Below are 19,233 nucleotides of genomic sequence, written 5' to 3' on the forward strand. Positions count from 1 at the left end.
TTATTTTATATTTTCTGCGTCGTTTATCATAGAGCAAAAATCATTCACATTTAATGCTCCGCTTCCTACAAGTACCCCGTCAACATTATGAAGTGAAAGTATCTCTTTAGCATTGTCAGCTTTTACACTTCCGCCGTAAAGAATAGGTCTCTTGCATGAATTACGAAGTATTGAATGGATCTTTACTATATCGTCGTTAGTCGGTGTTACACCCGTACCTATAGCCCATACCGGCTCATAAGCTAGTATCAGGTTTTCATAATTCATGTCTATTCCGATTAGCTGTGCTCTTAAATAGTTCATCATCTCGTCCATGCCCTTTTCTCTGATATTCAAGGGTTCACCTATACAGTAGACGATCGTATATCCCAGATTTTTGTAAAACTCATACTTGGCTGTGATCAGTTCCTGAGTCTCACCCAAGACATGACGGCGTTCGCTGTGACCTATAAGAACAGTCTTAATATTAAACTCTTCTAACTGATCGACTCCTATCTCACCTGTAAATGCTCCATTTTTTGTCGGATATGCATTTTGTACGCCTACATTTACATTGCCGTCATGAGCATAAATAGATGTCGCTGTCGGGAAAACAAAAACTTCTTGACGAACACTGTTATCATGTATGAATTTCTCTAACGATGCTATATATTCTCTTGTCTGATAACGTGTTAAATTTGTCTTGAAGTTTGCTGCAATAACCATTATTCAGCCACCGCCTTTACAAGTGGCTCGACACCCGGAAGTGTTTTTCCTTCTAAAAGCTCTAGCGTAGCACCGCCGCCTGTAGAGATAAAAGTCATCTCATCATCAAGGCCAACACGCTGAACCAGATCCGCAGTATCTCCGCCGCCGATAACAGTCGTTGCATAGCTGTCTGCGACATAATGAGCAATTTTCCCTGAACCGCGTGAGAAACGTTCCATCTCATACACACCCATAGGTCCGTTCCATAGTACAGTCTGAACATTGTTTAGAACTTCACGGTAAAGTCTGACAGTCGCAGGACCGATATCAAGACCCATCCATCCATCTGGAATCTCTTGAGCTGTAACTGCCTTACTGACTGCATCTGCATCAAACTTCTCCGCTGCAATGACGTCGACTGGAAGATAGAACTTAACGCCAAGTCTTTTAGCCTCTTCCATAATACGTCCTGCTTCTTCAAGAAGATCATCTTCAACCAAAGATGCTCCGATGTCATAACCAAGCTTTTTCAAGAATGTAAACGCCATACCGCCGCCAATAAGTATCTTGTCTACGCGAGGGAGAAGATTTACCAGTGCTTCAAGTTTTCCTGAAACCTTACTGCCACCCACTATCGCTACAAACGGACGAGCCGGTTTTTTCATTAATGTTGCAAAAAACTTGATCTCTTTTTGTAGTAAGAAACCTGCAGCTTTAGAGTTCTCATCAAAGAAATGAGTGATCCCTTCAACCGAAGCATGAGCACGATGCGAAACACCGAATGCGTCATTGATATAGATATCTGCCATTGATGCTAATTGCTTAGAAAGCTCTTCATCATTTTTTGTCTCACCGGCTTCAAAACGAAGGTTTTCAAGCAGTAAAACTTCTCCGTTTTTTAGTTCAGATGCTTGTTTCATCGCATCTTCACCGATAACGTCACTAGCAAGAGCAACATCTCTTTTTAAAAGTTGATACAGACGTTTTTGAACAGGGACAAGTGAATATTTCTCATCAAACTCTCCCTTAGGACGTCCAAAATGTGAAGCCAATATGACTGCACATTCATGATCTAAACAATAATTTATAGTAGCTAATGCCGAACGGATACGGCGATCATCTGTTATATTGTTGTATTCATCTGTCGGAACGTTAAAGTCACAACGGATAAACACTTTTTTGTTTGTTAAATCTAGATCTTTTATACTATATAATTCCATTCAGTCTCACTTATTTACTAATGTGAAGTGCCATATCGATCAGACGGCTAGAGTATCCCCACTCATTGTCATACCATGCCATCACTTTTACCATATTGCCACCGATCACCTGAGTCAGGTCATCTGCGACGATAGAGCTGTAAGTAGAACCTACGAAGTCTTGAGAAACACGCATCTCTTCATCTACAAGTAAAAGACCTTTAAGATCTGTCGCTGCTTTTTCTTTGAAAAGTGCGCTTATCTCCTCTTTTGAAGTATCGCGACCAACGATCACGTTTAAGTCTACCATTGAAACATCCGGAGTCGGAACACGGACACTTTGACCATGAAGTTTACCAAGAAGCTGCGGAAGGACAAGACCTATGGCTTTTGCTGCACCTGTCGTCGTCGGGATCATATTGATAGCACCTGCACGAGCACGGCGTTTATCTTTTGTATGCTTCACATCTAAGATATTTTGATCATTAGTATATGAGTGAATAGTCGTCATTAGACCTTTTTCTATTGTAAATGCATCGTCAAGTACTTTTGCAACAGGGCCAAGACAGTTAGTCGTACATGAAGCATTAGAGACGATCTTTTGCCCGTCATAACTACTTTCATTGACACCCATAACAAATGTTGCAGTCTCTTTATCTTTTGAAGGAGCCGAAAAAAGTACTTTTTCTACACCGTTTTGTATATGTACTTGAGCACTTTCCTGAGTTAAGAACACACCTGTACACTCTAAAACGATGTCAGCACCGCAACCTGCAAAATCAAGATTTTTAGGATCTCTATCACAAAAGATCTTCACTTTATCATTTCCGATCTTTAAATAATTGTTTTCTAAAATCTCTACATCTTTTCCAAAGTTACCGTGAACAGAATCATTATTTAAAAGATATACCATCATATCTAAGCTAGCAGTATCGTTTATAGCTACTATCTCAACATCATCACGCTCTGAGGCTATACGAGCTACACAACGTCCAATACGTCCAAATCCATTAATTGCTATCTTTAGTGACATATCATTCCTTACTAATAGGCGTTAAAATTGGGTTATTTTAGCAAAAACTTGCTATAATTTTGTTTAAAGGCGCCCTTTAATGAAAACTATAGCTCTTTTTGGCGGATCGTTCGATCCTCCCCATCTAGGACATCTCAGTGTAGTCAATACTGCGTTATCAAGTTTGGATATAGATAAAGTTATAGTTATGCCGGCATATCTAAACCCTTTTAAATCAAAAGTTTGCGCACCGCCTGAGCTTCGCTTAAAATGGCTTAAAAAGATTTTTTATTCTTACAATAATGTTGAAGTCGATGATTTTGAGATTAAGTGTAAACGTAAAGTGCCAAGCTTAGAGACTGTACGCCACCTTAAAGAGAGATATGAAAAGATATATCTGATCATAGGTGCAGATAATCTTAAAAGCTTAGATCAATGGTATGGGTATGATGAGCTAAAAAAGCTAGTCACTTTTGTCGTAGCTTCAAGAGATGATATAGATATACCCGGTGAGTATATACTCTTACATGTAGATCAGCCTATAAGTTCTACACGTTTAAGAGAAGATATCAAAAAAGAGTTTTTGCCCGTAGATGTAGCTGGTGAAATAGAAAAATTTTATAAGGAAAACAATGGATAAAAGAGTAGAAAAAATATCTAATATTTTAGATGCGAACAAAGCTGAAGCGATAGAGGTCTTCGACCTAAAAGGAAAAGATTATTTTGTAGATTATGTCGTTATCGCTTCATCACTTGGTCAACGCCATACGGAAGCATTACTTGACCATCTTAAAAAGGGTCTAAAACCTGAGGAAGAGTTCTTACATGTAGATGAGAGCAGCGACTGGATAGTTGCCGATCTTGGAGATATCCTGATCCATATAATGACTCCTGAATTTAGAGTCAAATACGATATGGAAAGCTTTTTAGCCGAGCTTGGAAAAGCTCAGTAATCAAGAAATTTCTTGATTACTTCTCTCCTGAATTATCTTTCGAACCTTTAAAAGCGTTATTTATATCGTCACCCCAACCGTGAACCGTCGACTTCATCTCTTTTGTAGAACAACCTGTCAATAACGTCAGCGCTACTAAACTCATAATTATAAATCTCATTTTTCAATCCATCCTTTTGTAACAATTTTAGTGTTATCATCAAATACTTTTACTTTAAATGCATCTTCGCACTTTCCATTTTTTATATCGTATATTACCATTTGTAAGATTTTTTTACAATTTTTCGGGATATCGAAATGACCTTTTATTCCCGTAAAAAAAGCGTCTAAAGGAGTCTTTTTGTCCATTCCTATAACATTATCGCGGCAACCTGTAAGACCTATATCACTTAGATAACCTGTACCGTTTGCTATCTGCAGGTCATCGCTGCTGACATGAGTATGTGTCCCGCAGATAGCGCTTACACGCCCTTCTAAAAGCATCATCATCCCGCGTTTTTCACTTGTAGCTTCCGCATGGATATCTACAAAAATATTTGTAATATTTTCTTCATGCAGCTTTGTCACTGCGTCATCTGCACATCTAAACGCATTATCCACATAAGGCATGCCGTAATGTCCCATGACGTTTAAAACAGCCAGCTTTTCGCCGTTTACATCATATACTTTCATTCCTGTCCCCGGTACAATATCGGGATAGTTATGCGGACGGAGAATCTCATACGAATCAAAAAGAGCGAATATCTCTCTTTTATCAAATGTATGATTTCCACCCGTCATCACATCGATCCCAGTTTTGAAAAGCTCATCCGCATTCTTTGAAGTAAGTCCGAAACCGTGCGACGCATTCTCGTAATTTGCTATGACAAAATCGATCTCGTACTCCGCGCGGAGTTTTTTAAGATGCTGTTCTATCATAACACGTCCCGGACGCCCTACGATATCTCCGATAAATGCAATTTTCATTATAAAACCTTTGGTTTGGAGTTTCTTAGATACTCCAGTGTTGCTTTGATGATATCGTCATCATCTTTACTCGATGCGCTGATACTCTCTTTTGAATCGTTTTGATAGATAAAAGTGATGTTCTGCGCATATGAAGTAACTGTCTTTATCTTTTTACCGAGACTTAAAAGCTTGATGACCATCAATTCGAAGAACTGCTTTGTGACATCATCCAGTGACCCGAATCTGTCTACCGTTTCTTCCTCTATCTCATAGATCTCAGTCACATCTTCAGCTTGAGACAGGCGGCGGTAAAGATCGAGTCTGAGTCTGTCTTCGCTCACGATCGCGTCGGATATATATGCACTGATAGCCAGTTTTATATCCACTTTCGCTTTTGTCTCTTCGACTTTGTTGCTCAGCTCTTTTATCGCATCTTCCAGCATTCTGAGATAAAGCGAGTAACCGATGTTTTTAATATGTCCGCTTTGGGCATCGCCGACAAGGTTTCCGCCGCCTCTTATCTCCAAGTCATGATATGCTAAAACAGAACCGCTTCCCAAAAATGAGTTTGATTCCAGAGCAATAAGACGTTTTTTTGCTTCCTCTGTAATGTTGTCTTTATCCTCGACTATGAAGTAGGCAAAGCCTTCGATGTTTGAACGTCCCACACGACCGCGAAGCTGATGAAGATCCGCGATGCCGAAACGGTCTGCTCCGTCTATTATCATCGTATTGACCGACGGCATATGAATACCGGACTCGATGATGGATGTCGCTATCATCAGATCGTACTCACGGTTTTCAAACTTTAAGAGCTCTTTTTCCGTATCGGCTGAAGAGATCTTAGAGTGAAGCATCACCATTCTAAGCTCAGGAAGAAGTGCTTTTAACTCTCCGTATTTTATCGGCATATGATCTATAGAGTTATGTACGTAAAACACCTGACCGCCGCGGCGTAGTTCACGAAGTATGACCTCTTTTACAAGCTTTTCATCATAGCTTTTGACAAAAGTTCTTACACCCTGTCTCTCTACAGGAGGAGTCTGAAGTGTACTCATAGTCTTAATGGAGCTCAGCGCCTGATTAAGCGAACGCGGGATAGGCGTCGCACTCATGGAAAGCATATGGATGTTGTTATAAAGTTCTTTGATCTTCTCTTTTTGCTTTACACCAAACTTATGTTCCTCATCGACGATGACAAGTCCGAGTTTGTGAAAGACTGCACTAAAGATCGCATGAGTCCCGACAACGACATCTATCGTTCCCTCTTTTAAAGCGGTCAATATGTTTTTCTTATCTTTTGCGGAGATAAATCTGTCAAGTTTTGCGACTCTCACACCCATTGCATCAAATCTTTTTTCTAAAGATTTAAAATGCTGCGAGCTAAGAAGTGTCGTCGGGACGATCAGCGCACTTTGATATCCCGCCTTACATGTAGCGTAAATAGCGTTCATCGCTACCTCTGTCTTCCCAAAACCGACATCACCGCTAAGAAGTCTATCCATGATATGACCGCTTGCAATCTCATCAAGTATCTCACCGATCGACTGCTTCTGATCATCAGTATAAACGAATCCCGCAGAAGACTGAAACTCTTTTATCACGCTTTTAGCGACCTCGATCTTAGGAGCTTTTATAAGAGCACGCGCTGCTGCAGTATTGACGATAGAAGATGCTATCTCAAAGAGTTTGGTTCGTACACTCTCTTTAAGTTTTGCAAAGCTGCCTTTACCTAGTCTGTCTAGTACAGGTACAGCTCCCCCGCCTGCGATGTAACGGTCTATATAGTCAAGGTTCTCGACAGGTAGAAGGACTTTGTCATCACCTATGTAGCGAATAACAATAAAGTCTTTTACACCGCCGAGTATCTCCATCTGGTCTATCTTTTCAAAGATACCCACACCGTAATCCTCATGGACTACATAATCACCCGGCTTCAGGTCATCAAGCAGGATAGATGTCTTTCTGCGTCTGCGCTTCTTCTCCGGTTTGTTTAATGAGATGATAAGTTCACTATCGCCGATCACGTTTAAGATGATAGGGCTGTAAACGACCTCAATCCCTTTAAGATCAAAGATACCCGATTGTTTTATCTGTGACTCGTTTGAAGCGATAAGCGTGATCTTTTTGTTTTTGTGAACGCCTAAAATGGTCTTGACATCGGTAAGTATTACAGGATGATACTTATCCTCTTCCGGAATGACCTCAACATTAAAAAACTCTCTTGATATCTGCGGATCGTTTAAGCCGTACACCTCGTCTAAAGCACTCTCCATCTTGGAGATAAGTTTTCTATCTTTACCCTCTATGAAGTTTTGAGAAAGCTCGTCAAGATGCCAAAATCCCAGTGAAGCCAGATCTTTTACAAAACTGTCACTATCGCTTTCTTGGATCCTCTCTTGCAAAGCGTTGAACTGCTTCTCGTCAAGTGAATAAAAAGCCGGTGTTATCTCAAAACTTTCAAGCTCATCACCCAACGTTCTTTGAGTTTCCAATTCAAACTCTTTTATCTGCTCTATCTCGTTGTCAAACAGTGAAACTCTGATAGGATTTTCTGCTGAAGGTGCATAGATATCTATGATATCCCCGCGAAATGAGATCTCTCCCTCCATCTGGACGATATCGACAAACTCGTATCCCCAAAAAAGCATCTGTTCCTTGAAGTTTTTCAGATCTATCGTCCCGCCGAACTCTATTGTAGTCGATTGTAAAAGTTCCGGTTTTGGAAAAGGGAAAAGCAGGGTCTTAAGCGGTGAGATTATAAGCGGTTTTTTGTTGCTTTTATAGTAAGTTCTAAGTGCTGAAAAAAGTTCAAAAAGCTCCTCTTTAAAGGGACGAAGGTCATCTTTAAAACGTGCTCTGAAATCTGGGAATACGATATAGTCGAGATTAAAATATCTGACGACATCTGCAAGTGAAGATGCCTCTTTGGCATCTTGACATATCAAGATATCCAATGATGGCTTTTTTTGTGTTTTTAGATACTCAAATAAACGTGTTTGCGACAAATCTTATCCTATAAAAAATTGTCGACATTTTAACATAACTAGCTTTTTTTAACCGAGGTATCCGTTTTTATTTTACTGTCACCCTCAAAAATACCTTTTGATTCTATGATCAGTTCTGATGAAGTTATTGTACCCACGACATGACCGCCGGCTTTAATATGCACTTTATCTGCATCTACAGTTCCGTCGACTTTCCCTTGAATGATGATGTATTTGGCGATAACATTGCCTTTTACATGCCCGTTTTTACCGATGTTTACATTCTTTTTCGAGTTTATAACACCTTCAAACTCTCCATCGACGTATAGATCGCATTCTAGATTTATTTCTCCCTTAATGAAAGCACCGACGGTGATGATGGTTGTACTTGCATCTGGGCTGCTGCTGTTACTACTTTCAGGTTTGACGTCGCTGTTATTAAAGATTGCCATGGTATGTTTTCTTCCTTCTCAAAAATTTCTTTATAGTTTTTAACACTCCATTTTACAAAGTAAAACGGATTTAACGGTCTTTGTATAAATCTAATCTCATAATGTAGATGCGGTCCGTTACTCATACCGGTATTTCCCGTATATGCAATGACAGTACCCTTTTTTACAAATTGACCTGATTTTACCACAACTTTGTTTAGATGTCCAAAATATGTTTTAAATCCAAAACTGTGATCCAGAATTATCAGGTTTCCATATCCGCTTGTTTTGTGAAAACCTGCATACTCCACCATACCGTCAGCCGTTGCATGGACAGGAGTATTCATCTCGGCTTTCATGTCACTGCCTCTATGAAACTCCTTTACATGTAAGGTCGGATGTATACGATAACCGAACTTACTCGTAATACCGTTATACGGCACAGGTGAACCGTTTGGAACAAGTTTCATAAGTACTGCTATCTGTTGAGAGGTCACTGTCGTCATATCAGCCCGTTTTATCAGAGGCGTCCCTTTTGGAGGATTGAGCCCGATAAGATCTTCAATATCTTCGAGCTTATCCGAAACACTTTGAAGTTCATCTTTTTTTTCATCTAAACTTTGTTGTGTCTGTGCAATAGAGAGTTTTAGCTCATTGTTGTGCTGGTCCAAGAGTTTGTATGCCTCTTCGAGTTTACTTTTCTTTTGCGCAACCGCATCTACTCGATAATCAAGATAAAGTATAGTCGTCACTGCTATAAAAGCTAAGCTCATTAAAAAGACAACGGCATATGAAAGAGCTTTCTTTACAAATTTATGTAAGTTTATCTGCTTAAAATTATTATCATCATGAATCGTAATCGTAAATTTCTTATCCAACATAACCCTTTAAAAACGTCTCGGCGACACTAAATGAACCAAAAACAAGATAGTCTGTATCTTCATCGATCGACCCGTAATCTTTACTAGGTATAGATAACTCTTTAAGCGTAGAGAGTAAAATATCTTTATTTACGATCCTCTGCTCATCGACGTCTATTATTTCAACACTATTTATTATAGGTTTTAAGATAGTCAAAATCGATTTAAAATCCTTATCTTTATATGTATTATAGATAAGTGTGACTTTTTTACCCGCAAAATAGTCTGCGATCGCATGAGCGGCAAGAGCATTGTGTCCGACATCAAGATAGATATTCGATGCGACTTTACTAAGTCTGCCAAAAAGTCTGGCATCCATAAAATCACCCGTATTGTAATTAAATCCGAGAGATAAAAGAGCTGAAACCGCTAAAGCAAGATTGTCTTTAAAATAACTTGTCAACTCAAATTTATCGGCTATCATCTCGATCTTTTCTATATTTTCAGAGTCCAGATCTTTTACAAAGGACAACTCTGTGCCTTTTTTGGCAGCTATATCCTTTGCGATACTATAGACCTCTTCATATTTTTGAAGTCCGACGATAGCTTTTTTACTCATAACATTTAATTTGGTAGTAGCAATACTTTTTATACTGTCACCTAAAAATGCCTGATGGTCAAAATCTATGGGAGTAAAAAGTGTCAACTCTTTGTCAAATACGGCAGTCGCATCGTGCTCACCGCCAAGACCTGCCTCAAGCACGATGTAATCACAATCAGAGAAGACTGCTATCGCAAGAAGTGTGGTATACTCGAAATAACTAAGAGCATCCCTATCCTTTTTTTCAAGGAGTTTATAAAGTTTTTTGTGTGCGATCTCTAGTTCTTTGTCATTCACATCCGCACGATTTTTCCATATACGTTCATTGAACTTTAAAATATGCGGTGACGTATAGTGTCCTACACTAAACCCCTTATGAAAAAGGGCAGTAGCCAAAAACCTGCCGGTAGTTCCTTTTCCGTTTGTTCCTACAAGATGTATTATCTTAGCATGCGGCAGTTTTGCTCTTATCTTTTGATAGATACGCGGCATTCTTTCATAATCGATCTCATCATAAAAAAGAGGCTTATTATCTAAAAACTCAGCAAGTGGCTCTATTATCATGCTGACTCTACTCTATTTCTTCCATTCTTTTTCGCTAAGTACAGGTACTCATCAGCAGAATGGATAGTAGCCTTTTGAGTCGGAAATTTTGCTCTTTCACTTACGCCGGCACTTATAGTTACATCGATGCGTTTATCTTGAAACATAAACTTTGCACTTTGAACATGCTGACGTACTTTTTCAGCAAAAATCACACCGCCTTTAACATCAGTCTCGCTGAGTATCGCCATAAACTCTTCACCGCCGTATCTACCGATGATATCAACTGTCCTGCTCTCTTGTTTTAGTATCTTTGAAAAGGCTGTCAAAATTACATCACCTGCTTCGTGTCCATACTCATCATTGACTGTTTTAAAGTGATCCAGGTCAAACATAACGATCGAGTAGTTTCTATCATATCTTTCAAACTCACTCTCTTTAATCTCTAAGTAGTCATCAAGAGCACGCTTGTTATAAAGTTTTGTCAAGAAATCTTCCCGAGAAGCTTTTTTAGCATCTTCGAGCTCTTTTTCTAAGACCTCTATCTTCGTACTTAATGCTTTTACCTTATCATCATGTGCTTTAAGGTCTTTACTCAGTGCTGCCGTATTTTCTTCCAGTGCTATCGCAATATTGTATAATTTATTGTGCGCTGTCTTAAAGTCTAGATTTTCCTGTTTGTTTAAGTTATCAAGATCCTCTTTGATCTCTTTGATCTCAGTATTTGACTGGTCGGATTTTTCGATCATCTCTATTAGCTGTATAGAGAGTTTGTCAAGGACATTGTCTAACGACTGAATCATCTCTCGTAATGCATCTTTATCAAGTGCAATACGGAGTTTTATAGCTGATTTTACCTCTTTTTCAATAGATTCGGAAGTGAGTATTTCCGGATGGTTTCTAAGATTATCACTTATCTTTGCTATCGTATCGTTGACACTTGATGCGATAGATGGTACCAATGATGCAATGATGATCGCTGCAATATGTCTTAGGTCGTTTTCATTTGAAACAGCTTTTTGTTGTGCCAGATTTTCAATTGTAGACTTTAGGTCATGAACGTTGACCTTGCCCATAGGTTTTAGATGGTTTAAAAAGGCATCATCATAGTTTGTTATAAAGTTTATCCAGAGTTGACGGTAGTTTTCATACTGTTCTTTTGAAGCGTTTGGAGTGTTTATGATATCGATGCTTTTTCTGGCAAGAGTAGCAGCTTCTTTATTATGAAGCAGTTCAACAGCTTCAAGTACTCTTTTCATTAAAAGCTGACTCTCTGAGAGTAAAGTCGCACAGTTTGACGGATTCATACGGTTGAGCTTCGATATAAGATATCTGACAAGCTCCTGTGTTGTTTTTAAGTGATATTGTCGCAGTTCCTGCTGATACTCTTTATTGAGGGTATTTGCATATTTATCGACTTGATTACAGTCTTCTACAAGTATTCCGGCGATCTTGGCTTCTTTACAAAAAGCTTCGGCATACGCATCTGGCGTGAGTAACTTATCCTCTTGTTTTAATCTCTCGATAGCATTTTTAATAATACCCTTAATAGTCATCATTTAGCCTTATTGGATCTAGCTCCCTGTGCAGAAACTTTAGCAACGAAAGCAGATATCGCTTTTGTCGCACTATACTTTATCGCTTCAAAACGAATCTGATCAGATATTATAGCATTTGGTTCTATCGTAAAATCATATGTACCGACAACTTTATAGTTTTGGCTGATTCCCTGATGGATCATATCAATGTTCAAGACAATCATCGTTCTGTAGCCGACTACATATCCATTATTATCATACTGGATAGGAGAGTAGTTGACACTTTCCAAAGAGATAATAAGATGTGTTGTAGAGTGTGCTTTATCAGTAAGTGAAGTTCTAAAACTTTTTATGATCGCACTATCTACCGCATCTTTGATAAGTACCGTATTCTGAGGATCGACGGCGGAGATGATAACCTGTGTACTGACTTTATCTCCGACAACTTCTCTCGCATACTTAGAACTTGGCACATATCCACATCCGCTTAATATACTTACATGTAAGATGATAACTAAAACTGCTATAAAACTTCTTACATGCTGCACTTTTTTATCCTTTTATAACTATATTTACAAGTTTACCCGGAACAACGATCTCTTTAACGATCTCTTTGCCCTCTATCCACTTCTCGATACTCTCTTTTGCAAGAGCCAGTATAGCTGCATTGTCATCACCTACACCCACTTCGATCTCTGAGCGTTTTTTACCGTTTACCGATACACCCATACTAATAGTGTCCACTTCAAAGACCTCATCTATGATCTTTTGAGGAGCAAGGTTTTTGCACTCAAAAAGACTTGAACTCAGTTCCCAGCAGATATGCGGGACGATAGGTTCTAAGATCGATGTAAGTATCCAGTAGCCTTCCGTCCAGACATCTGAATTTTCTTGACTTCCAAGAGCATTCATCGCTTCCATGACACCTGCTACCATAGTATTAAACGTATAACGCTCTGCGTAGACCTCTATGCTTCTTTGAAGTGCTTCATAGACTTTTTTACGTGCAAATTTTTCCTCTTTAGAGAGGCTTGCATGATCTATCACCGGTAAAACGTCACTCTTATATGCGTTCGAACTGCGGTCATAAAAGCGCTTTAAGAATCTGTATGCACCTTCGACGGCACTGTCATTCCACTCCAGTTCCTGCGTCGGCGGAGCTGCAAAAAGAATGAACAGTCTTGCCGTGTCTGCACCGTATTTTTCAATGAGCGCATCCGGATCGACCGTATTGCCTTTTGATTTACTCATCTTTGAACCGTCTTTAAGAACCATTCCTTGAGTAAGCAGTCTTTCAAACGGTTCCGTGTTATCGATATAACCAAGGTCTCTTAATACTTTTGTAAAAAATCTTGAATACAGAAGGTGAAGGATCGCGTGTTCGATACCGCCGATATAGTGATCGACGTTCATCCAGTAATCGACCTCTTTTTTATCAAAACCTTTTATCCCCTGCGTAGCACGTGACGCCGTATAGCGTAAAAAGTACCAAGAAGACTCCACGAATGTATCCATCGTATCCGTCTCACGCGTTGCATCTCCGCCACATTTCGGACATTTACAGTTTTTCCAAGTCGGATGGTTATCTATCGGATTGCCTTCTCCCGTGAACTCTACATCTTCAGGCAGAGTGACAGGCAGGTTCTCTTTTTTCTCTGCGACTATTCCACACTTGTCACAGTGTACTAAAGGGATCGGTGCACCCCAATATCTTTGACGTGATATTCCCCAGTCTTTCAGACGGAAATTGATCACCTTTTTCCCGATATTTTTAGCCTCGAAAGAATCCATGATCTTCTGTTTTGCATCGATCGAAGAGATACCGTCAAACTCGCCTGAATTAAACAGAACACCCGCTTCGGTATATGCTGAGTCAGTCGGAAGTTCACCTTCACTTGGTTTTATGACTGCGTTTATCGGCAGGTCATATTTTTTTGCAAACTCATAGTCTCTGTCATCATGTGCAGGAACAGCCATAACCGCCCCGCTTCCATAATCCATCAAAACGAAGTTTGCTATCCATACCGGGATACTTTTTCCCGTAAGCGGATGAATGACATTGATACCAAGAGATACACCCTGCTTGTCTTTTTGACGATCTATGTTGTTTGAATTTTTCATATGACGGACAAGGTTAGCCGTCTCTTCATCAAAAAGCTTGTTCTCTAACATATAGGTAACGATATCATGTTCAGGTGCGAGTGCAGTATAACTCACGCCATAGATAGTATCGGGACGAGTCGTAAATACATCGAACTTTTCAAAGTTTCCGCCCAAACGTGCTTTACTTGCATCATCAAGATAAAGATCGAACTCCAGACCAGTTGACTTTCCTATCCAGTTCTCCTGCATAGTCAGTACCTGTTTCGGCCAGCCGTTCTCTAAAAGTTTTAGATCGTTTAAAAGCTCATCTGCATAATCAGAGATCTTGAGGTAATACTGATACATCTCTTTTTTTACGACTTCCGTATCACATCTCCAGCAGCATCCGTCTATGACCTGCTCGTTAGCAAGCACCGTCTGATCATGAGGACACCAGTTTAGGAAACCTTTTTTACGGTAAAGTATCCCTTTTTCAAACATATCGATAATAAAGCCCTGCTCGAACTTCGTATATATCTCATCACTCGTCGCGAACTCACGGTCTTTTGAAAATGAAAGACCAAGGTTCGAGAGTTCACCTCTCATATAGTCTATATTTTCGTATGTCCATTTTTTCGGGTGTATCCCGTTTTTGATAGCCGCATTTTCTGCAGGCATACCGAAACTGTCAAAACCGATGGGATGAAGAACATTAAGACCTTGCTGACGGTAATAGCGTGCAAAAGCATCACCTATCGAGTAGTTACGTACGTGACCCATATGCAGTCTTCCGCTTGGAAACGGGAACATACTGAGTATATATTTTTTCTCTTTTGTAAAATCATTACTCGGCTCGAAACTAGAGTTTTCACTCCAGAATTTCTGCCATTTTGTTTCTATTGTTGCAGGGGTGTATTGCAAAAAAATCTCCTAATTAATACTCTTCTCTATTTTTAGAACTCTCTATGTATACAAGACCCATTGAGAATATGTTTGCTATTAACGCACCGATAGATAAAGCTATCGCCCAGCTCATATTTCCAACTATCTCTACATAGATAAATGCAGGTATAAGATGCATATCCGCTACCAATGAAGCAGCCAAAAGCTCTGCTGAAAGAAGGTTTCTTACACCTATTTTCAGTATTGTCGAAACAAGATTCACACTTGCTGCGACAAATAGCGCAGTACTCGTGTGCTCATATAAAAATCCAGCTATCGTCGTTAAACTCATCAACGAAAAAAATACGTATATTACTTTTCCCCAATCCATAACACTCTCCTTGTTTTAAACTATACCGCCCTCATATTGAGCCCTGATCTTCTCTTTTTCCAACTCACGTTTCTCTTTTTCAGCCAGCTTCGTACGGTAAGATCTTATGTCAAAACCAAACCATAAAAGTATAGGTGAAGCTACGAAAATCGATGAATATGTACCCACTACTACCCCGACTAACATCGTAAATGAAAACGCATGAATGATCTCACCACCAAATACGAATAATGTAAGTACAACAAAGAACGTCGTAAGAGATGTCAATGTCGTACGAGAAAGAGTACGTGTTATAGAGTCGTTTATAACTTCACTTAACTCTAGCTCTTTGCTCTCGACTACACCCTCACGGATCCTGTCAAAAACGATGATCGTATCGTTTAACGAATAACCGAGTATCGTAAGAACCGCCGCCAAGACATCAAGGTTGACATCGATACCTACTAATGAGATCGCACCGAGTGAGATCGAGACATCATGCACTAAAGCGACTACTGAAGCCACCGCAAAACGCCATTCAAATCTAAATGCGACATATATAAGTATACCGACAATTGCAAGAAGCAATGACATAACACCTTTTTCTCTTAACTCGCTACCGACTTTTGGACCGACGATATCGACACGTCTGATCTCAAAATCACCGCTGCCTTTAAGAGCTTCTCTAGTGATATCACCGATATCCTGTCCTACACTGCTTGAAGATGTCTTCATGCGTATAACGACCTCTTCAGGTGAGCCGAATTCCGTGATCGATGCACCGTCATAAAGAGGATTAGACTTCAACTGATCTCTCATTTTATCAATTGGAGCCGCCTCTTTGTATTTTACCTGAACGATCGTTCCGCCGGCAAAGTCTATCCCGTAGTTTAGACCTTTTGTAGCCAGTAGTGCATATGATGACAATACCAAGATGATCGAGATAGCAATAGCTATTTTTGAACGTCCCATAAAGTTAAATGGACGTGTGTATCTGAAAAATTCCATTACTTCTCCTTAATCCCGAACCAAAACAGATAGTTCTTAGTTTTTTCCAATCTACTCTCTAACATATCATAGATACCGTGCGTTCCAAGGATTGCTGTGAGCATAGAAGCCAAGATACCGATACTGATCGTGATAGCAAAACCTTTGATAGCACCCGTTCCGTAAGCATACAGTACCACTGAAGCGATCAAAGTCGTTATGTTCGCGTCAAGGATCGCACGCATAGCATTCGAGTAACCCTCTTTTATGGCTTTTTTCATGCTTACTCCGCTATAGAGAAGCTCTCTGATACGCTCGGAGATAATAACGTTGGAATCGACTGCCATACCGACGGTAAGTACGATACCCGCCATACCAGGAAGCGTAAGTGTCGCTCCAAAAAGCGCCATCACCGCGATGATGATGAAAAGGTTCGCGATCAAAGCGATATTTGCGATAACACCTGCCATACGGTAATAGAAGATCATAAACATAAATACCAGTACGAATCCGCCGCCAAGAGCCATCATACTCGCTTTAATACTGTCTGCACCCAAGCTCGGTCCTACTGAACGTTTTTCCATCAGATAGATCGGAGCCAAAAGTGCACCCGAACGTAATGCGATCGCAAGGTCTTGAGCCTCTTGTACAGTATAGTTTCCACTTATCTGTCCGTGTCCACCGCCTATACGCTCGTTAATTACAGGAGCCGAGTAGACTTTTCCGTCAAGTACGATAGCAAGATGGTTTCCTACGTTTTTACCCGTAAAGTCTCCAAATATCTGAGCACCTTCAGAGTTCAACGTGAAGCTGATTACCGGACGGTTGTTCTTATCGAATCCGACTCTTGCGTCTGTCAGCATCCCGCCGTCAAGAATAGGTATCTCGCGGGTAAGGTGTTTGATCTCTTTATGTTGAGCATCAGGCAGTATCACATCACCAAAACCTGCTGCTTCAGCCTGCGTCATCGTAGCAACACGAGCAGCACGGTCTTCATCGATAGCCATTAGTTCAAGTTTTGCAGCACGGGAGATAAGCTCACGGGCACGCTGTTCCTCTTCTTGAGTCTTGATCCCGGGAAGTTCTACAAGTATCTTGTCTTCACCTTGACGAGCGACGATCGGCTCAGCCAGACCGAACTGATCCAAACGATTACGGATAGTCTCGATAGCTTGAGTGATAGCCTGCTGTTTCGTCTTCTCAATCTCTTCTGGAGTAAGAGAAAGCGTATAGTCTTCACCGCTGATATCTACTTTTATACCTTCGATAGTCTTTAGAAATTCAGAGACTGATTTTGTATCATCCGAGTCTAAAAGAGAGAAAACGACACTGTTCTCTTTGACGCTGAGTGAGTCTATTAAGATGTCATTATGGTCTGTGAAGTGTTTAACGCTTGAAGCTAAAGATTTGATGCGAGAAACTACCGCTTCATCGGTTTTCACGCCAAGAAGCATATGAAGTCCGCCTTGAAGATCAAGGCCAAGTGTGATCTTAGAACCTTTGTCCGTTTGCATTATAGACGGGATAGAAAAAAATATCCCGAAAACTATAGCTGCGGCAAAGATTGCAATTCTATAATTAAGCTTCATCCTCGAACTTTCTTGATACTGAGTCTTTTACCAATTTTGCTGTATTTTCTTTATCAATAGAAACCGTTAAAAACTTCTCTTCAACTTTTCTTATCTCAACGATAAGTCCGCCAGCTGTAACGACTTTATCACCTTTTTTAAGTGAGTCTATCATCTCTTTACGAGCTTTAGCCTCTTTTTGCTGAGGGCGAATGATCACAAAATACATGATCGCAATTAAAAATATAAACGGTAGCAACTGACTGAATAGTTCCATAAATAACCTTTATCGTAAAAATTGTTGTTATTATACAAAACTAAACATAAACAAAGATATAATTTTGCCATGAAAAACTATATTAATGGCATTAATCCCTATATTAAAGATATTTTCTTAGCACTATTTACCGCATCGATGTTTAGTGCGTTTATCTATTTTGAACATTTCGGTCTTACATGTAAGCTATGTAACTCACTCTTTGCCGTCGTCGCGATCGCGTCACTGCTCTACAGCTCAAAAAGAGTCGTGCTGTTTAGCGGTTTTTTTATAGGACTGCTCTGGTTTTACTGGATCGGATTCAGTTTTAAATACTATGGGATGGGTACTTGGGTAGAACCGCTCGTAGCTCTTGGATTTGCCCTTATCTATACGCTGTTTTTCGGGACACTCGCGCTTACAAAGAAGGTCTACATCAGAGCTCTGATACTCTTTGGACTCAGCTTTATCGAGCCATTTGGTTTTAACTGGATGAAGATCGAACTTCTTTTCGTTGAGAGCTATTTCGGGATATCCAAACTTGACCTGGCTTTTATCTTGACTGCGTTGGCACTTCCGAGCTTTTTTAAAGGCAGATACAAATATGCTCCTCTATTACTCATAAGTGCCGCTCTCTCTTTTTCACATCAAGAGTTAAAGCTTCCGCCGTTAAAGATAGACCTTGCCTCCACAAACCTCAAGCAAGATGAGAAATGGGACAGAGCAAATCTGCCAAGAATAATAAACATGAATCTCTCCTCTATAGACGATGCCATAAACGAAGGTTACGACGTAGTCGTCCTGCCCGAATCGGCTTTTCCGCTTTATCTCAACCACGATCCAGAGCTTCTCTATTATCTGAGTGAAAAGTCAAAAGATATCTCCATCATCACAGGTGCTTTGATATCTGAAAAAGGCAGACATTTTAATGTCACTTATCATTTTCATGACGGAAACTATACAATTGCGAAAAAGATGATCTTAGTCCCTTTTGGAGAGTATATACCGCTCCCGAGATTCGCTCAAAAATGGGTAAGCGACACCTTTTTTGACGGTGCATCGGATTTCTCCGTAGCATCGACTCCTACCGATTTTACTATCAAGGGAGTGAAGTTTAGAAATGCGATATGCTACGAAGCTACTAAGGATGAATTGTATTTAAACGATCCTCAGTATATAATAGCCGTTAGTAATAACGCTTGGTTCCTGCCATCGATAGAACCGACTTTGCAGAGATTATTGCTCAAATATTACTCAAAAAAGTATGGTACTATTATATTCCATTCAGCCAACCGCGCCGGAACAGCCATTATAAAATGAAGGACATAT

General features: G+C 40.0%; 19 protein-coding genes. 3 read left to right on the forward strand and 16 right to left on the reverse strand.

Going from position 1 to position 19,233, the window contains the following annotated elements:
* The 3 genes from WCX87_RS09335 to gap are packed head-to-tail and all read right to left on the reverse strand — an operon-like array spanning position 1 to position 2,919.
* On the reverse strand, positions 1–705 hold the full coding sequence (locus tag WCX87_RS09335; RefSeq protein ID WP_345979447.1) for a triose-phosphate isomerase: 705 nt from the start codon (positions 703–705) through the stop codon (positions 1–3).
* Positions 705–1,907, reverse strand: coding sequence for a phosphoglycerate kinase (locus WCX87_RS09340; protein WP_345979449.1), 1,203 nt, complete (start codon positions 1,905–1,907; stop codon positions 705–707). The genes WCX87_RS09335 and WCX87_RS09340 overlap by 1 nt, the downstream gene beginning before the upstream one ends.
* Positions 1,908–1,917: 10 nt before the next feature.
* Complete coding sequence (gene gap / locus WCX87_RS09345; RefSeq protein WP_345979450.1) at positions 1,918–2,919, reverse strand: type I glyceraldehyde-3-phosphate dehydrogenase; 1,002 nt, start codon at positions 2,917–2,919, stop codon at positions 1,918–1,920.
* Between the two features lie 79 nt (positions 2,920–2,998).
* Between gap and nadD the strand changes: the two genes are divergently transcribed.
* Positions 2,999–3,538: a nicotinate (nicotinamide) nucleotide adenylyltransferase gene (gene nadD / locus WCX87_RS09350; protein WP_345979452.1), complete on the forward strand. Its 540-nt coding sequence runs from the start codon at positions 2,999–3,001 to the stop codon at positions 3,536–3,538.
* Positions 3,531–3,851, forward strand: a complete 321-nt coding sequence (rsfS, locus tag WCX87_RS09355; RefSeq protein ID WP_345979453.1) for a ribosome silencing factor — start codon at positions 3,531–3,533, stop codon at positions 3,849–3,851. The genes nadD and rsfS overlap by 8 nt, the downstream gene beginning before the upstream one ends.
* 16 nt (positions 3,852–3,867) lie before the next feature.
* Here rsfS and WCX87_RS09360 read toward each other — a convergent pair whose 3' ends face one another.
* Genes WCX87_RS09360 through yajC form a run of 13 tightly spaced genes read right to left on the reverse strand, consistent with a single transcriptional unit; the run spans position 3,868 to position 17,925 of the window.
* The gene (locus WCX87_RS09360; RefSeq protein ID WP_345979454.1) at positions 3,868–4,011 is read right to left on the reverse strand and encodes a hypothetical protein; all 144 of its coding nucleotides are present in this window, start codon (positions 4,009–4,011) and stop codon (positions 3,868–3,870) included.
* Entirely contained in the window at positions 4,008–4,817 is an 810-nt protein-coding gene (locus WCX87_RS09365) for a TIGR00282 family metallophosphoesterase (protein ID WP_345979455.1), read from the reverse strand. The genes WCX87_RS09360 and WCX87_RS09365 overlap by 4 nt, the downstream gene beginning before the upstream one ends.
* Positions 4,817–7,807, reverse strand: coding sequence for a DEAD/DEAH box helicase (locus WCX87_RS09370; RefSeq protein WP_345979456.1), 2,991 nt, complete (start codon positions 7,805–7,807; stop codon positions 4,817–4,819). The genes WCX87_RS09365 and WCX87_RS09370 overlap by 1 nt, the downstream gene beginning before the upstream one ends.
* A 38-nt stretch (positions 7,808–7,845) precedes the next feature.
* The gene (locus tag WCX87_RS09375) at positions 7,846–8,238 is read right to left on the reverse strand and encodes a polymer-forming cytoskeletal protein (protein ID WP_345979457.1); all 393 of its coding nucleotides are present in this window, start codon (positions 8,236–8,238) and stop codon (positions 7,846–7,848) included.
* Positions 8,130–9,095: a M23 family metallopeptidase gene (locus WCX87_RS09380; RefSeq protein ID WP_345979459.1), complete on the reverse strand. Its 966-nt coding sequence runs from the start codon at positions 9,093–9,095 to the stop codon at positions 8,130–8,132. The genes WCX87_RS09375 and WCX87_RS09380 overlap by 109 nt, the downstream gene beginning before the upstream one ends.
* Positions 9,088–10,242, reverse strand: coding sequence for a bifunctional folylpolyglutamate synthase/dihydrofolate synthase (locus WCX87_RS09385; protein ID WP_345979461.1), 1,155 nt, complete (start codon positions 10,240–10,242; stop codon positions 9,088–9,090). Before WCX87_RS09385 ends, WCX87_RS09380 begins: the two co-directional genes overlap by 8 nt.
* Positions 10,239–11,780 carry a diguanylate cyclase gene (locus WCX87_RS09390; protein WP_345979462.1) on the reverse strand — a complete coding sequence of 514 codons (1,542 nt, stop codon included), beginning with the start codon at positions 11,778–11,780 and terminating at the stop codon, positions 10,239–10,241. Before WCX87_RS09390 ends, WCX87_RS09385 begins: the two co-directional genes overlap by 4 nt.
* Positions 11,777–12,307, reverse strand: a complete 531-nt coding sequence (locus WCX87_RS09395) for a hypothetical protein (RefSeq protein WP_345979463.1) — start codon at positions 12,305–12,307, stop codon at positions 11,777–11,779. The genes WCX87_RS09390 and WCX87_RS09395 overlap by 4 nt, the downstream gene beginning before the upstream one ends.
* Before the next feature lie 4 nt (positions 12,308–12,311).
* On the reverse strand, positions 12,312–14,762 hold the full coding sequence (gene leuS, locus WCX87_RS09400; protein WP_345979464.1) for a leucine--tRNA ligase: 2,451 nt from the start codon (positions 14,760–14,762) through the stop codon (positions 12,312–12,314).
* A 13-nt stretch (positions 14,763–14,775) separates the two neighbouring features.
* On the reverse strand, positions 14,776–15,114 hold the full coding sequence (locus WCX87_RS09405) for a DUF6394 family protein (protein WP_345979465.1): 339 nt from the start codon (positions 15,112–15,114) through the stop codon (positions 14,776–14,778).
* A gap of 15 nt (positions 15,115–15,129) precedes the next feature.
* Positions 15,130–16,101 (reverse strand): protein translocase subunit SecF, encoded by a 972-nt coding sequence (gene secF, locus WCX87_RS09410; RefSeq protein WP_345979467.1) that lies wholly within the window; start codon positions 16,099–16,101, stop codon positions 15,130–15,132.
* Positions 16,101–17,669, reverse strand: coding sequence for a protein translocase subunit SecD (gene secD / locus WCX87_RS09415; RefSeq protein ID WP_345979468.1), 1,569 nt, complete (start codon positions 17,667–17,669; stop codon positions 16,101–16,103). The genes secF and secD overlap by 1 nt, the downstream gene beginning before the upstream one ends.
* A complete protein-coding gene (yajC, locus tag WCX87_RS09420) occupies positions 17,659–17,925 on the reverse strand; it encodes a preprotein translocase subunit YajC (protein WP_345979470.1) in 267 nt (88 codons plus the stop codon). Before yajC ends, secD begins: the two co-directional genes overlap by 11 nt.
* Before the next feature lie 69 nt (positions 17,926–17,994).
* Between yajC and WCX87_RS09425 the strand changes: the two genes are divergently transcribed.
* Positions 17,995–19,224, forward strand: a complete 1,230-nt coding sequence (locus WCX87_RS09425) for an apolipoprotein N-acyltransferase (RefSeq protein WP_345979472.1) — start codon at positions 17,995–17,997, stop codon at positions 19,222–19,224.
* Positions 19,225–19,233 lie beyond the last annotated feature (9 nt).

Source organism: Sulfurimonas sp. HSL3-2, assembly GCF_039645965.1.
Taxonomy (GTDB): domain Bacteria; phylum Campylobacterota; class Campylobacteria; order Campylobacterales; family Sulfurimonadaceae; genus Hydrocurvibacter; species Hydrocurvibacter mobilis.